The sequence below is a fragment of the Sphingomonas sp. 35-24ZXX genome (assembly GCF_000786215.1).
Classification (GTDB): domain Bacteria; phylum Pseudomonadota; class Alphaproteobacteria; order Sphingomonadales; family Sphingomonadaceae; genus Blastomonas.
The window spans coordinates 645,738-659,945 of record NZ_JROG01000003.1; the positions used below are offsets into that span (position 1 = coordinate 645,738).

14 protein-coding genes and 1 tRNA gene are annotated in these 14,208 nt (G+C 61.5%); 6 read left to right on the forward strand and 9 right to left on the reverse strand.

Annotation, left to right across the window (positions count from 1 at the left end; translation table 11 throughout):
* Positions 1–184 precede the first annotated feature (184 nt).
* Both LI72_RS05795 and LI72_RS05800 read left to right on the forward strand, forming a co-directional pair.
* Positions 185–2,824 carry a TonB-dependent receptor gene (locus tag LI72_RS05795; RefSeq protein WP_033924844.1) on the forward strand — a complete coding sequence of 880 codons (2,640 nt, stop codon included), beginning with the start codon at positions 185–187 and terminating at the stop codon, positions 2,822–2,824.
* A gap of 153 nt (positions 2,825–2,977) precedes the next feature.
* Positions 2,978–3,445: an acyl-CoA thioesterase gene (locus LI72_RS05800; protein WP_052129535.1), complete on the forward strand. Its 468-nt coding sequence runs from the start codon at positions 2,978–2,980 to the stop codon at positions 3,443–3,445.
* A gap of 68 nt (positions 3,446–3,513) precedes the next feature.
* On the opposite strand, the gene LI72_RS05805 is transcribed toward LI72_RS05800, so the two are convergent.
* The 3 genes from LI72_RS05805 to LI72_RS05815 form a co-directional block, all read right to left on the reverse strand.
* Positions 3,514–4,116: an FKBP-type peptidyl-prolyl cis-trans isomerase gene (locus tag LI72_RS05805; RefSeq protein WP_033924845.1), complete on the reverse strand. Its 603-nt coding sequence runs from the start codon at positions 4,114–4,116 to the stop codon at positions 3,514–3,516.
* Between the two features lie 128 nt (positions 4,117–4,244).
* Positions 4,245–4,451, reverse strand: a complete 207-nt coding sequence (gene rpsU, locus LI72_RS05810) for a 30S ribosomal protein S21 (RefSeq protein ID WP_033924846.1) — start codon at positions 4,449–4,451, stop codon at positions 4,245–4,247.
* A gap of 190 nt (positions 4,452–4,641) precedes the next feature.
* Entirely contained in the window at positions 4,642–5,289 is a 648-nt protein-coding gene (locus LI72_RS05815) for an SOS response-associated peptidase (RefSeq protein ID WP_033924847.1), read from the reverse strand.
* 30 nt (positions 5,290–5,319) lie between these two features.
* Between LI72_RS05815 and LI72_RS05820 the strand changes: the two genes are divergently transcribed.
* Both LI72_RS05820 and LI72_RS05825 read left to right on the forward strand, forming a co-directional pair.
* Entirely contained in the window at positions 5,320–6,081 is a 762-nt protein-coding gene (locus LI72_RS05820; protein ID WP_033924848.1) for a class II aldolase/adducin family protein, read from the forward strand.
* 60 nt (positions 6,082–6,141) lie between these two features.
* On the forward strand, positions 6,142–6,681 hold the full coding sequence (locus tag LI72_RS05825) for a (2Fe-2S)-binding protein (protein WP_033924849.1): 540 nt from the start codon (positions 6,142–6,144) through the stop codon (positions 6,679–6,681).
* On the opposite strand, the gene LI72_RS05830 is transcribed toward LI72_RS05825, so the two are convergent.
* Positions 6,682–7,338, reverse strand: a complete 657-nt coding sequence (locus LI72_RS05830; protein WP_033924850.1) for a uracil-DNA glycosylase — start codon at positions 7,336–7,338, stop codon at positions 6,682–6,684. It abuts the gene before it with no gap.
* 22 nt (positions 7,339–7,360) lie between these two features.
* Between LI72_RS05830 and folK the strand changes: the two genes are divergently transcribed.
* On the forward strand, positions 7,361–7,855 hold the full coding sequence (gene folK / locus LI72_RS05835; RefSeq protein WP_033924851.1) for a 2-amino-4-hydroxy-6-hydroxymethyldihydropteridine diphosphokinase: 495 nt from the start codon (positions 7,361–7,363) through the stop codon (positions 7,853–7,855).
* A gap of 83 nt (positions 7,856–7,938) precedes the next feature.
* A tRNA-Lys gene (locus LI72_RS05840) sits at positions 7,939–8,014 on the forward strand.
* A gap of 143 nt (positions 8,015–8,157) precedes the next feature.
* On the opposite strand, the gene LI72_RS19940 is transcribed toward LI72_RS05840, so the two are convergent.
* From LI72_RS19940 to LI72_RS05855, 5 genes are all read right to left on the reverse strand, one after another.
* Positions 8,158–8,649: a hypothetical protein gene (locus LI72_RS19940; protein WP_156139489.1), complete on the reverse strand. Its 492-nt coding sequence runs from the start codon at positions 8,647–8,649 to the stop codon at positions 8,158–8,160.
* 454 nt (positions 8,650–9,103) lie between these two features.
* Complete coding sequence (locus LI72_RS19945; protein ID WP_156139490.1) at positions 9,104–9,547, reverse strand: hypothetical protein; 444 nt, start codon at positions 9,545–9,547, stop codon at positions 9,104–9,106.
* A 240-nt stretch (positions 9,548–9,787) separates the two neighbouring features.
* Positions 9,788–9,973, reverse strand: coding sequence for a hypothetical protein (locus LI72_RS05845; protein WP_033924852.1), 186 nt, complete (start codon positions 9,971–9,973; stop codon positions 9,788–9,790).
* Between the two features lie 60 nt (positions 9,974–10,033).
* Complete coding sequence (locus LI72_RS05850; RefSeq protein WP_052129536.1) at positions 10,034–11,332, reverse strand: phage major capsid protein; 1,299 nt, start codon at positions 11,330–11,332, stop codon at positions 10,034–10,036.
* 614 nt (positions 11,333–11,946) lie between these two features.
* Positions 11,947–14,190, reverse strand: a complete 2,244-nt coding sequence (locus LI72_RS05855) for a bifunctional DNA primase/polymerase (RefSeq protein WP_033924853.1) — start codon at positions 14,188–14,190, stop codon at positions 11,947–11,949.
* Between the last annotated feature and the right edge of the window lie 18 nt (positions 14,191–14,208).

Here is a 14,208-nt window from a genome sequence, read left to right on the forward strand (position 1 = left end):
GCTGCAATTGCCGTCGCGGAATACTGCAAATGCGTTGCAAAATTGTCACGCAGACCGCGGAATCTCTTGGGATTCCGCGGTTTTCATTTGTGACACTCGCGCGTCAGTCATAAGGACGATCCAAAGCCATACGAGGCCCGGAAACAGGGCCAATTTGTCAGCCATTTTAGGGGAGAACACCCAGATGACCATCCACGACACCCGCCTGAAAACCATTCTGCTTTCAGGCGCAGCGCTCGGTACGCTCGCCATGCCGGGCACCGCCTTCGCTCAGGACGCCGCGCAGGACGCGGAAAACGCCGACACCAACGTCATCATCGTGACCGCATCGAAGCGTGAAACCACGCTGCAGGAAATCCCGATCGCGGTTTCGGTCACCAGCGGTGAAGACATCGAAGACGCACAGGTCCGCGACCTGATCGACCTGCAGACCCTGGTTCCCTCGCTGCGCGTGTCGCAGCTGCAGAGCTCGGCCAACACCAACTTCATCATCCGCGGCTTCGGCAACGGCGCCAACAACCCCGGCATCGAGCCTTCGGTCGGCGTGTTCATCGACGGCGTGTATCGTTCGCGTTCCGCCGCCCAGATCGGCGACCTTCCCAACATCCAGCGCGTCGAAGTGCTGCGTGGTCCGCAGTCGACGCTGTTCGGCAAGAACGCATCGGCCGGTATCATCAGCATCGTCACCGAGCGCCCGCAATTCGAGTTCGGCGGTTCGGTCGAAGCCACCTATGGCAATTTCAACGCCCGCATCCTCAAAGCCGACATCACCGGCCCGATCAGCGAAACGCTGGCATTCAGCCTGGCAGGCAACATCAACAAGCGTGATGGCTATGCCCGCGATCTCAACCTCGGCATCAAGTTCAACGACCGCGATCGCTGGGGCGTGCGCGGCCAGCTGCTGTGGGAACCGAGTGCGGACCTCAGCTTCCGTCTGATCGGCGACTATGACAAGATCGACGAAAATTGCTGTATCGCTGCCAACATCCAGGAAAACCCGGCGATCACCGCCGCGCTGCGCGCTGCCAGCGGTCAGGCTCGTCCGATCGAGGCAGCCGATCCGTTCTCGTACCGCGTTCGCAACAACATCCCCTCGACCAACGAGATCGAAAACTACGGCGTCTCGCTGCAGGGTGACTGGAACATCGGCGCGCTGACGCTCACCAGCATCAGCGCCTATCGCGAAGTGCGTTCGCTGACCAACCAGGATTCGGATTTCACCAGCGCCGACCTGATCGGCCAGAACCTCGCCAACACCAGCATCGACACCTTCACCCAGGAACTGCGCATCGCATCGGACTTCGATGGCCCGCTCAACTTCCTGCTGGGTGGCTTCTACTTCAATGAAGACATCAAGTTCACCAACGACCTGCTGTTCGGACGTGATTTCCGTGGTTATGCCAGCGCCCTGATCGGCCCGGCTGTCGGTGGCGCAGCGGGCGTGGAAGCGCTTCTGGGCGTACCGAACAACACCTTCTTCCGTCAGGGCCAGGGCATTGCCGACGATTTCACCTATGGCAACGACGCCTACTCGATCTTCGGTCAGGTGGATTTCAAGCCGTTCGATCGTCTGACCTTCACCTTCGGTTTCAACTATACCGAAGACAAGAAGCAGGTCCGCTCGAACGTCATCAGCACCGATCCGTTCTCGGCGCTTGATTTCGTCGCGATCGGCAACACGCTGATCACTCAGCAGGGCATCGCCACCACCGTGGGCCAGGCACTGCGCCTGCCCGGAGCGGCAAATGCGGCCCAGGTTGCTGCTTTCGCTGCAGCGCAGCCCGCCGTCTTCGGTCAGATCCAGACCGGTGCCGCCGCGTTCGCTCGGGCTAACAACACCAACCCGGCGGTCAACCCGCTGCTCGGCCTGCGCGCCCTGCAGTTCCTGCCGCCCTTCCTCAACTTCCCTAACGCAGTGGAAAGCGGCCGGACCAAGGACGACGATTTCTCGTACACCATTCGTGCGAACTACGAGATCACCGACAACCTGAACATCTACGCAACCTACGCCACCGGCTTCAAGGCGACGTCGTTCAACCTGTCGCGCGACAGCCGTCCGTTCCCGACCGACTTCATCCCCGGCTCGCCGGTGAACAACCCGGCCACCTCGCCGATCCGCGCAGCAGGTCTGGCTCTGCCCAACCTGACCACCGGTTCGCGCTTTGCCGGCCCCGAGGAATCGGAAGTCTATGAAGCCGGTCTGAAGGCGCAGTGGCCGCTGGTGGCGTTCAACATCGCGGTGTTCAAGCAGTCGATCAAGGGCTTCCAGAGCAACGTCTTCACCGGCACCGGCTTCGCGCTCGCGAATGCGGGCGAGCAGTCGACCTTCGGCATCGAGTTCGACGGTACCGTCAAGCCGACCGATGGCCTCAACCTGTTCGTCGCCTTCACCTATCTCGATCCGAAGTACGACAGCTTCGTCAACTCGGCCGTGGGTGATCTGACCGGAACCACGCCTGCCGGCATCCCTGCCCTTTCGGCATCGATGGGCGGTTCGTACACCTATGAATTCGCTGGCGGTACCAAGTTCACCGTCCGCGGCGACTATTCGTACGAAAGCGATGTGCAGATCGCAGAAGGTCTGCCTGGCTTTGGTGCCAATGCGCAGGCCGTGGCACGCCAGTTCCGTCGCCAGGTCGATCTGGTGAGCGCATCGGCCACGCTGGAGCTGACCAACGGCTTCGAAGTCAGCATCTGGGGCCGCAACCTGCTTGACGACCGTTATGTCAGCACCGTGTTTGACTCGGTTGCCCAGGCCGGCAGCATCTCGGGCTATCCCAGCCTGCCCCGCACTTATGGTGGATCGGTTCGCTTCAAGTTCTGATCCAACCCACGCCTTGACCGGGCTTGGTCACAACCATGGCGGCGCCAGACTGCAACAGGTTGAAAACAGGGATAATGGGGGGCTTCATGCCCCCCTTTTTTTGTGTATGCGCATGGGGACGATCGAACGAAAACCTATGGAGGGGGAAACAGCATGACGGACGCGCCCACCCGCGCCCAGTTTCGCAGCATCGCGCCCAAGCGCGTGCATTATCATGAGGTCGATATGCAGAATATCGTCTTCAATGCGAATTATCTGATGTTCGCCGATGTCGGGATCACCGAATATTTCCGCGCACTCAACATCGCCAGCGGCAAGCCGGAAAGCGCAGGCTTCAACCTGTTCGGTCCCGATCATGACATGATGGTGCGCCACGCCGAGGTCGATTTCCGCGGAAGCGCCGTCGCAGACGACATGATCGATCTGGCAGTGCGCATCAAGCGCTTCGGCAGCAGCTCGCTGACCAGCGAATGCGCGATCTTTCGCGGGGACCAGCTGCTGACCGTGGTGACGATCAGCTATGTCCATTTCGCCAAGGCCGACACGCGACCCGCGCCGCTGCCCGCCTGGTTCAAGGACATGGTCGCCGCCTATGAGGTCGTCCGCCCCGAAGGCGTGTGACCAGGCGTTCGGCGATGTGGCCGCAAAAAGAAAAAGGCCGGTGGTGACACCGGCCTTTTTGCGTTTCGTCAGTTGCCCGGCATGCCCGGCGGCGGACCGCCTGGACCACCCGGTCCGCCCTGGCCCTGCAGCTGCTGCTGCATCGCGCGAAGCTGGGCCTCGGGGATGAACTCGACCAGATCGACATCGAAGACCAGCACGCTGTTGGCCGGTATCACGACCTGCCCAGTCTGCGGATTGGTCTTTTCCTCGGCGCCATAGCCAAGCTCGGCGGGGATCCAGAGGCGATACTTGCCGCCGCGCTGCATGCGCTTCAGGCCTTCGGAGAAGCCCGGGATTGATCCTGCGACCGGCATCGGAACGCGCTCGTTGGCGTCGAACGGCGTACCGTCCATCAACGTGCCCTTGTAGTTGATCAGGGTCACGTCGGCGTCCGTCGGCGATGGGCCGCTGCCCTTTACCAGTTCCTTGAACTGCAGCCCGCTCTCGGTGGTCACCACGCCAGGTTCGTCGGCATTGTCTGCCAGGAACCCTGCGCCGGATGCCGGCACGGCCTGCAGCCCCGCCCAGGCGGTGCCGCCGGCGATGGCTACGGCTGCGGCAACGCCCAGCCACAATTTGGTGAGCGAGCCCTTGGCGAGCGGCGGAATGGGAACACGCGTGACGGACATGGCAGCCTCCGGTTATCGTACCACGAACCCCGTCCGTGCCGCGCGCCAACTAGAGACTGGCAGGCCCGGCGGGGAAGTTGCGGCGAATCGGCCCCCCGGTCCGCCAGTTTCGCGATGCTATATCCGGCTTACTTACCGCCGTCACGTTCCATGCGCTTGCGCTCCAGCTTGCGGGCGCGACGCACGGCAGCAGCCTTTTCACGGGCGCGCTTTTCCGAGGGCTTCTCGTAGTGACGACGCAGCTTCATCTCGCGATACACACCTTCGCGCTGCAGCTTCTTCTTGAGCGCCCGCAGCGCCTGGTCAACATTGTTATCGCGTACGAGAATCTGCATAAACTTACGTCAGCTCCATTTCGAATCACAGCTTGCCGGAACCGCTCGCGCCACGCCTGGGGCGCGGAAAACGGTCAGGGAAGCCAAAGCTTGATGGCCAATAAAATAGGGCACGCCAGCCACCGGGCTGTCGGTCACATGCGGGCCGTTACCAGCGGTACGCGGGGTTTTCAAGGAATTTCGCCCATTTTCAGTCGAAAAGGCCCGGCTGTGCCTGCTTTGCATCGGTCGTGGTCACAGGCGGCAGCGCACACATCGCATCGTCGGCAAAAGGTGCGACCAGATCGGCCGCGACATCCCAGTCCGCCCGCAACCAGATGCCCAGAGCATGGCCCGTCAGCATCACCGGCATCGCCTTGGGGTGAACCGCCCCGACCAGGGCATTGGGTTCGCAGGTCAGAAAGGCAAAGCGCGGACCATCATCGGTAGGCCGCCAAATGCCAGCAAAGGCGAAAGGATCGCCCGATGGCAGTGCAAACCAGTGCTGGCGTTTGCGCCTGGTGACCGGGTCGGGTGCCGCGCCATATTCGCAAAAGGCCGTGACGGGCACCAGGCAACGCCGCGCCGGATCGCGCAATGCCGAGCGCCACATCGGCGATTGCAGGTTGCGCACATTGGTCACCGGGCGCTTCACCTCGCCGAAAGGCGGCCAGCCCCAGCGCATCAGGCCCAGTGCCGCGCCCGTGTCCCGTGCGGTGACCACGGGTGCCTCATAGTCGGGATAGATGCCCTCGAATGGCGGCAGGTTGATGCCCGCCATATCGATTTCGCCGAGCGATGCGCCGAACAACTGGCGGATTGCATCGGCGTTGCTTGTCATGCGATACAGGTTGCACATAGCCACCCAAGATAGTGAGAGGACAGCGAGATGGCCACCGCATTGAAGCCCAGCCCCCAGATGACCACCGAGGAGCATGAGGCGCGCAAGCTTCTGGCCTCCTGCTACCGTGTCTTCGACATGATGGGCTGGTCGGAAATGATCTACAACCACATCACGCTGAAGGTCCCGGGCGAGGAAGACGCCTTCCTGATCAATCCCTATGGTCTGCACTTCAGCGAGGTCTGCGCCTCCAACCTGGTCAAGATCAACTCCGAGGGCGAAAAGCTCGACGGATCGCCCTACCCCGTCAACAAGGCCGGCTTTACGCAGCACAGCGTGTTCCACAAGGAACTGCCGGACATGCACTGCATCATCCACACGCACACCACCGCGACGATGGCGGTCTGCTCGACCGAAGGCGGATTGCAGCCAACCAATTTCTATGCCTGCAACTTCATCGGCAACATCGCCTATCACGATTTCGAGGGTGTGACCGTTCGCGCCGAAGAGGGCGAGCGACTGGTCGAGGCCGTCCGGGGCAAGCGCATCTTGATGCTCAAGAACCACGGCCCGGTCGTGATGGGCCGCACCCTGCCCGAAGCGTTCATTACCTATTGGGCGCTGCAGCGCGCCTGCGAGATCCAGCTGGCGACCATGTCGATGGGCAAGCCGATCCTGGTGCCCGACGAGGTGATCGCGGTGCACCAGCGTGATCTCAGCCAAGTCCAGCTGCCGATGGGCGCGGGCGTGCCCGATTTTGCCGCGATGGTTCGCAAGGTCGACAAGATCGACCCCAGCTGGCGCGACTGACCGCGCAGGCCGTGGCGGCACGGGTGACAGACCCGTCCCGCCCGGTTATGCGCTGATGCCATGACCAAGTTCACCGTCAACGACCGCCCGGTGCAATACCGGCTCGATCCGGCTACGCCTTTGCTCTGGGCGCTGCGCGATGCGTCGAACCTCACCGGCACCAAATACGGCTGCGGCAACGGCGATTGCGGCGCGTGCATGGTGGTGGTCGATGGCGAGGCGATCCGCTCGTGCCTGGTCAGCATCGCCGAGGTCGAAGGCCGCTATGTCACCACGATCGAGGCGTTGAGCCGTGACCGCAGCCACCCGGTGCAGCAGGCGTTCGTCGCCGAACAGGCGGTGCAATGCGGCTTCTGCACTCCGGGCATGATCATCGCGGTCAGCGTGCTGCTGCGCAAGAACAGCGATCCCAGTGATGCAGAGATCGACGCCGCCATCCGCAATCTGTGCCGGTGTGGCACCTATCCGCGGGTCCGCGCCGCGATCAAGCGCGCGGGCCGTGTGATGCGCCGCCAGGAAACCATCGCCGCCGCTCCGCCGCCGGGGATTTCGCCCGAAGATGCGGCAAAGAACGTTCCCGCGCTGACCCCGCCCGAATAGTCAGGCGCTGGTTTCGGCTATGGCCGCTGCGAACACCGCCTCGAACATCTCCGCGGTCAGCCGACCGGTATTGGTGTTGTACCGGCTGCAATGATAGCTGTCGATCAACACCCTGCCCTCGCCCAGATCGTGCCGCGCGTTGTGGCCGAAGGGGAACTGAGCAGCGCGCAGGCCCAGATGCCGCAGGAAGCTGTCATGCGCGATCCGGCCCAGCGCGATGAACACGCGAAGCTGCGGCAATGCCTGCAATTGCGCCGACAGGAACCGGCGGCAGGTGTTGATTTCCTGCGGCGTCGGCTTGTTCTGCGGCGGCAGGCATTTGACCGAGTTGACGATGATCACCCCTTCGAGCGTAAGTCCATCGTCGATCCGCGCATCATAGCGCCCGCGTGACAGGCCGAATTTGGCCAGGGTCGCAAACAGCAGGTCGCCGGCATAATCGCCGGTGAACGGTCGCCCGGTGCGGTGGGCGCCGTGCATGCCAGGGGCCAGCCCGACGATGCCCAGCCATGCCTGCGCATCGCCGAACGCTGGCACCGGCGCATTCCACCAATCGGGATGGTCTGCCTGACATCGGTGGCGCAGCTCGACCAGACGCGGGCACAGGCCGCAATCGCGTGGCGGCTCGGTCTGCGATAGGGGGCTTACCACGATCATCGCCCCGCGCTAGGCGGTGCACATGGATGAAACAAGCCCGCATCACTATCTGATCGCGCTGGGATCGAACCGGCGGCACCACCGGCTCGGTGCACCGCGCCGCGTGCTCGATGCGGCCCTCGTGGCGCTCGCCAGCGCGGGAATCGATATCGAATCCACCGCCCCGGTGATCGACACGCCGCCAATCGGCCCATCGACGCGCCGCTATGCCAACAGCGCCGCGGTGATCCGAACGTCGCTGATGCCCGATGCCCTGCTCGCGCTGCTCAAGCGCATCGAGGCTCGCTTCGGCAAACGGCGCGGCCAGCGCTGGTCGGCGCGCACGCTCGATCTCGACATCATCCTGTGGTCGGGAGGCAGCTGGTATTCGGCCGCGCCCAGGCTGATCGTTCCGCACGCCGCCTATCGCCGCCGCGACTTCGTGCTGCGCCCGGCCGCCCGGATCGCCCCGCGCTGGCGCGATCCGCTGACCGGCCTCAGCCTCGCCCAGTTGCACCATCGCGCGACGCGGGGTTGACCCGGCCCGGCAGCCCGACTAGGGGGATGCCCGCACCGGGACGCCCCGGCCACCGATGACGCCCCCGCCGCGTCACCCCCAGGGGGCCCTTAGCTCAGTCGGTAGAGCAACTGACTTTTAATCAGTAGGTCGCTGGTTCGAACCCAGCAGGGCTCACCAAAATCCTCCATAAATCAATGCTTTATGGGGGTAGCGGTTTGCGGATTTTTGATTTTTCGAAATTTAGGTAACGCCCTAGGTAACAACTGCAAATCCCCGTGGAGAATCGGCTTGCCGCTGCTAACTAGGGCGCGATCAATGAGTTACATCCCGCCCGCCAGTTGCCTTGCTGCATGTTCGACGATTGGGTTTAAGCGCAGCAAAATCGCTGCATAGGGTGACTGACTACCGCGCGGCCCAAATACTTCAGATAATGGATCGTCACAAACAGCAGCAAAAATGCGACCAGTTGGCGTTCCGTCGGGACTTGTAAGCAGGGCAAGGTAGGTGTCCCCATACTTAGTTTGATCAAACAGCTCTGCAGGACGGCGCTGCCCCATTGCCGAATGGGCAAACCAGCCCATGGCTACATGGAAAGCGTCCGATGGTTTAGCTCCACGCCGCACAAACTCAGCAGCCACAGCAAAGCCAAGTGCACTCGCCATGGAGATATTAGCCTGCATCCCCTCGCTCTGACTTTTGGCGTCCCCCTTATGCGTCATAATCCGCCAGTACCCGCGATGCAGATACCCTCTGAACGTTGCCTCATTCATTCCGCTTGCGCGGGCGACTTGTCCGATTGAAAATTCTGACATTGCATCCCTTCCTGTTTCAAGCAAAACAGGTATACCCGTTGCGGATGAAACGGGCAAGGGTCGGATAGTTAATTTTCTATTACATCATTCCAGTCGTCAGCGGTTGCTCGTGTTCCGCAAATGTTCCACTTTGCCGCGATGCCGGAAATTCGATTCGAGCGGGGCTTTGCGCCGCGCTCTTTGCATGATGTAGCGCTCAGGGGATGGCCGGTGCAGCTGGCATGCCGTCAATGCACGCACCGGGCCATATTCGACCCCTACGCGATGTGGTGGCTATTCGAGCGGCGCAGGTGGAGCGACCGGCTCGGCATAGTTTCCAGGCGTTTCTATTGCAGCCGATGTGGCCATCGGTTGCCACGGCTAGCGGTTGTGGATGACCCGCCGACCGATACCACCCTGCACCGCCCGCCGCAGGACGTCTGGCGCGCGTCTGTGAAGCGGCGGCGCACCTAAGCTAGTCGGGCGGGAAGCAGTCCCGATATTCGGGTCGTATGGCAGCGACAAAGGCCGCATGTTTCCGGCTTATCGCTTTCCAAAGCGCTTCCCGATCTGCTGCATTGATTTTTCTCGCGCCAATACGCTCTTCAGTCAAATGCGCAATTTGCTTATTGAGCTTAACATAGCGGCTTGACCCGTAGACTTTCCGTCCAAATTTTGGCTGTATACTGAAATGAAAATATGTCAGGTCAGTTTTTCGCGGCTGTGGAGCTTCATAAAAATCGATCAATGCACGAGCATGAATGCAGAATGATTCGATCATTGCATTCTGGAAATATTTTCCATTTTCCATTCTACCAAAATCTAAACTGCATAAACAAACATAGCTAAAATTGATCATCTGCAGTTCGTAGGAATAATGTTCCTTCAGATATCTGCGGAGTTGTTTGGTCGTTAGCATCACAGAATGTTATCAGCCGCGCGGCGGGCTGTCACTGAGCCTTGCAATCGTCACATAGACGCAGGCGAGACACATCCTCCGACCAAAACGGCGCAGCGCAGGCCATGCAATGCCGCCAACCGACAAGGCGCACGGTGCGCGGCTCAGGTCGAGCATCAGCATCAATCACCGGCTCGCGGCGCTCGCAGCCGTCATACGGCCACGAATCGGGGATAACAAAGCCAGACAGGTCCGGCGACCTCACAGCCACCCCTCGCGGATGCCCATGCGGATCATCCATGACAGCTCGTGTAGAGCGACGCCCCGCGCGCGCTGCTCTGCTAGCCAAGGGGCCATGTCGGGTTTGTCGGGCCACACGGGCGCAGGGGCATCTGCGGGCGGCAATGCGCTGGCGGGCGGCGGCGGCGGGATGGTGCAGCTGGTCATGGCTGGTCGGGCTGCACTCAGGTCGAACAGGGAAAACCCCCTGAGTGCAGCCCTAGCTCGTTAGCTGGTGATGCCGGTGATGGCGCAGAACGCCTTCGGCTGCGCAAGCTGCCAGTCGGCGCGCATCCAGAACGCGAACCCATACTGGAAATTGCCCATAAAGGTTTCGCGCAATAGCTCGATGCGAATATCCGAACGGATGCCGCCAAGCAGCTGCGTGAAGTCGCCAAGCAACATGCTAGTGCAGGTATCCGCCGTGCCTACCTCTTGATCGATCGGCAGCTGCGTGGTCGGCAACTTCGGAATTGCGGCGATGCGCTCGGGCAGCTGAACCGGTCGACCATCGCCGTCCTTCAACTTGGTATAGAAGCGGCTCAGGCGGGGATGCCAGATGGCGGCTGTGGGCTCTCCGGCATTGTCCAGGTCAAGCTCGTAGAGCGCATCGGCAATATCATCATAGCCGTCGAGTGCGCCACCGTTGCCGCTGCCCAGCTCGATGGCATTGATGCCCGGCGTATTGAGGATACCGCGCGGCTCAGGCGCGGTCCCAGAACCGATAAGACCAGCGCGGTCGAATTCCAGCGCGCACGCCTGCACCATCGCCTGCTGCAGCATCTGAGAAATGTTGACGCTGTCGTCCAGCAGCTCGCGGCTCACCTTGACCAAGCCGCGCAGGGTCTTGGCCTCCAGCAGCACCCGGCCAAAGGTAGGGTCGGATTCCGTGAACGATGCATTTTCGGCCTTCCAAGCCGCGACGGGATCAGTTTCCAGCCGCGCCATAGCCAGCGTCTCGCTGTCCATTGGCACGGTGCGCGCACCGGCACGCATCAGCACAGATTGAGCGCGCAAGCGGTCGATGAACTCGCGCGCTAGTGGGGTCGGGACGGTGTAACCGCCCGCACTGTCGCTGCCCTCGCTGAGCGCGCGGCGTTCCGCGTCGCCATTCGGTCCAAGGATCATCGCGCGCATGATGTCGCCAAGCTCCGGCCCGCGATGGCGTTCGGTTGCAACGCGCTCGTTCGGCGCAAGGCAACGGACCTCCGCACCCGCGCTGTCGCGCCAAACCGACCGGCGGGCGAGCGCTTCACCGTCGCCGCTGATGATCGTGTCAGCGCCTACCGGGCGGCGGGCGGCAACGGCAGACCGGACAAGCGCGGTGGATGCATCTGCAGCATCAAGCCGCGATGCGCTCGCCAGCAAGCGTTCGTTGTCGTCAAATTCGCGCATTGCGGCGTCATGCTGCGCCGTAAGCTCAGCAGCGCGCCGGTCATCGGTGCAGTTTTCGATGTCAACAAGGATAGCGCGGGCGGAATCGGTCAGCTCGGCGCGGCGCGCAAGCAGAATATCAGTAGTAAGCATGGTGGTCCCCAATCAATCGTCAAAGGTTCTGCAGGAGTTAGCACCTGCGGGCCTCCGGATGACCGGGTAGAACTATGCTATAGTGCACCTAACATGTTGATTCAATAGATAAATACTGCCGTTCCATAAGGTCCGCTACCGTCCTCAGATATTCCACTGCAGCCACCGGGGATCGTTTGTGCCGCGATAAAAATTCCACGATAGCGATACTGGCGAGCGCGCATCGGTCATCGGGCGACAGGGCACGCTGGTCTGCAGCGTGGTCGAGGTATTGAACGATTGCGCGGGCAGATTGCAAAAAGGCGGTGTCAGTCATCATGGCTCAAGTCCGTTTCGGTTAGCGCCCCCAACGTCGCGGCGCGAAGGTACATTGTCAACTTGATTGATTGAAAAACCTCGATAGCGTTATCATTCCGGATATGCGTCGGTTTCGCCAAAATTAGGGCTAGCGATAATATCGCCCCCTACCCCTTGGAATTTGCTGGGAAGCCGCAACCGCAATCCGTGCCACCCGTGCCACCCAAACCACCCGTTTCCTGAAACTCTGCTAACTATGAAATTATGTTTTTGGACTCGTTACGGATCGGGTGGTTTAGGTGGTTTGGGTGGCACGGCTATGCGGCAAGCGCCCGTTCAAGCGCCTCAGTCGATGCGCTAGCGATCAGCTCAGGCGTCCAATCACCTCCAACGATAATCATTGAAGTGCGACCGCACGACAGCTTGCGCCGCGCGCCCGTTAGTATCATTCCAGCGCGTCGAATCGCGTGCGTCAGATGGGCATCGTTGACCGGCTTGCCGGGGCATTCAGCCGCAACGTGCATTTGAACTGCCGCGCGCGTGGTAAGCTCGCTGCGGCAGTTATCCCGAAAATCCATAACTGCCCGCTCAACATCGGACATCATTGCATCGAGCGCCTGAGCCTTCGCGGTGTTCATGGGCGCATGCTCCCCGGCATTGAAGCCTGCTAGATCATAGGTTGCCAGATACTGCCGCACAGCCGCAACAAACGCAGCATCGTCCAGCATGGAATAGAGGCGCGCATAGTATTGCGGCGACATGCGCGTGCGCGGATTTTCAATCACCATCACGCGCCTGTCGCTGTGATCGAAAGGCAACGCATCGCGGTGATTGGAAAACATCAGCCACCGGCAGCAGTTACGCTCGATGCTCTGCGTTCCATATTTCGGATTGATGAGGCGATGCTCTTCGGTGATCAGCGACTTGAGGCGCTCGCCGCGCACATAGCGCTTTTCCCCCATACCTTCGCGCACCTCGTCAACTATCGCCAACAGCCGCTTGCTCAGCCTGCCATTAAACGCGCCGTCAAGCAGCTCGCCCAATTGAACGCCTGCCGCGACATGACCGCGCAACGCCCGCACCAGCATTGCTGCTAGCAGATTGCGCCCGATGCCGGTCTGCTCCGCTACCATCAGCATCGCCGTATGTGGCAGCTCGTGGGGTCGCTGCAGTATATGCGCAAGCCATTGCGTGAACCGCTTCAACTCAGCAGGCTCGGGCACAAGATAGGCCAGGTGATCGATGAACGGCTGCACTCTTTCGCGCCAATCGGTGGGCGGATTGATCGGGGCAAACCCTCGCCATGAATTGTAAGCGCGCGTCGCCCCATCAACCGCCTCGGGCGGCTGGCAAATAACGGGTTCGCCGGGTGCCCAAGTCAGGACGTCAACCGTAACGCGCGCGGGCGATGCTACCCATGCCTTGAGCGCGGGCATCGATTTTGGCTTGCCGGAATCGTCGATAAACTCAAACTTGCTTGCTGCATACTCGCCATGCGCCTTCTCTTGCTGGCGGATGCGGCCAGTCTCCCGGTCGGCAATAGCTGCGGTCTGCCCGATATAGACGAGACGCGCGTGCATCTCGGTAAGCGACATCACCGCAGGCAACGCATCAGCGCCGGGGTCTTCATATGCGATACGCTTGTTTTCGGCGCGCTGCGCCTCTCGGCTCAGGCAGACCGGCGCATTCGGCGGCGCTGAACCAAAAGCCGCCTCAGGGTCGTGCAGGACGCGCGGTGCGGCCATCCCAGCGGCAAACGCGCGCTCTAGCGTGTCGTTATCCTTAGCCGGGTCGCTGCCAACCTGTTCTACCGCCAATTCGAGCGCCTCAAGCGTCGGCAATTCGTCTAGCCAGCCACCTGCCACCAGCTGCCCAATTGCAAACGCGCTGGCGTTAATCTGCTCGTTTCGCTTGCCATGCGGCGCATCGGTCAACGTGGCCAGCTCCCGGTCAAGCGCTACCGCGCCATAAGCGGACGGGCCACGATAAGCCGCTGCTTCCGATGCCGTGCGGTCGCCCCGTTCGCTGCGATGCGCCGCATATGTCCAATCTGGTGCATCAGCCAGCGGCACGCTTGCATCGATCCAAGCGTATTCTCCCTCGCGCTTCCCGTCTGCAGCTTCGTCGGGCGTTGGCACGAATCTGCTACCCGGTGCCACGACAAAGCCACCATCGCCGCGCAGATCGATGCCCGGCTCGATTGATGCCGCGTTGCGGATACGCCCGCCCGGATGCCTCAAATAAACGTGCAGGCCGCGCGGCGTGCGCGCTGTCAGCGTATCGGGAAGCCCTCGGGCATATGCCCGCGCAACAGCGTCATCGTTGTCCAGGTCGATCACGATGCACCCGCTGAGCGCGCCGGTAGCGATACCGACATTGAGCGCCTGATTGCCTGCCCAATGTGCCACAAGCTCGGGCGCGGCGTGTTCGGTCTGCCATTGTTTCCAAGGACCAGTGGGATTCTTGCGGTTCGGCTTGAGCGGAAAAACGCTAAAGCCCTTGGCAACTGGAATTGCCCAAATATCCGCCAACGCTGGCGTGCCGCTGTGGTCGTGTTCCATTATTGTATGCCCCTGCGC

Excerpts from the sequence above, each read along its gene's own strand:
- LI72_RS19940 (WP_156139489.1), bottom strand. The coding sequence starts at position 8,649 with ATGTCAGAATTTTCAATCGGACAAGTCGCCCGCGCAAGCGGAATGAAT.
- LI72_RS05805 (WP_033924845.1), bottom strand. The coding sequence starts at position 4,116 with ATGTCCGTCACGCGTGTTCCCATTCCGCCGCTCGCCAAGGGCTCGCTC.
- LI72_RS05825 (WP_033924849.1), top strand. The coding sequence starts at position 6,142 with ATGACCAAGTTCACCGTCAACGACCGCCCGGTGCAATACCGGCTCGAT.
- LI72_RS05830 (WP_033924850.1), bottom strand. The coding sequence starts at position 7,338 with ATGATCGTGGTAAGCCCCCTATCGCAGACCGAGCCGCCACGCGATTGC.
- rpsU (WP_033924846.1), bottom strand. The coding sequence starts at position 4,451 with ATGCAGATTCTCGTACGCGATAACAATGTTGACCAGGCGCTGCGGGCG.
- LI72_RS19945 (WP_156139490.1), bottom strand. The coding sequence starts at position 9,547 with ATGCTAACGACCAAACAACTCCGCAGATATCTGAAGGAACATTATTCC.
- LI72_RS05815 (WP_033924847.1), bottom strand. The coding sequence starts at position 5,289 with ATGTGCAACCTGTATCGCATGACAAGCAACGCCGATGCAATCCGCCAG.
- LI72_RS05800 (WP_052129535.1), top strand. The coding sequence starts at position 2,978 with ATGACGGACGCGCCCACCCGCGCCCAGTTTCGCAGCATCGCGCCCAAG.
- LI72_RS05820 (WP_033924848.1), top strand. The coding sequence starts at position 5,320 with ATGGCCACCGCATTGAAGCCCAGCCCCCAGATGACCACCGAGGAGCAT.
- LI72_RS05855 (WP_033924853.1), bottom strand. The coding sequence starts at position 14,190 with ATGGAACACGACCACAGCGGCACGCCAGCGTTGGCGGATATTTGGGCA.
- LI72_RS05850 (WP_052129536.1), bottom strand. The coding sequence starts at position 11,332 with ATGCTTACTACTGATATTCTGCTTGCGCGCCGCGCCGAGCTGACCGAT.
- folK (WP_033924851.1), top strand. The coding sequence starts at position 7,361 with ATGGATGAAACAAGCCCGCATCACTATCTGATCGCGCTGGGATCGAAC.
- LI72_RS05795 (WP_033924844.1), top strand. The coding sequence starts at position 185 with ATGACCATCCACGACACCCGCCTGAAAACCATTCTGCTTTCAGGCGCA.
- LI72_RS05845 (WP_033924852.1), bottom strand. The coding sequence starts at position 9,973 with ATGACCAGCTGCACCATCCCGCCGCCGCCGCCCGCCAGCGCATTGCCG.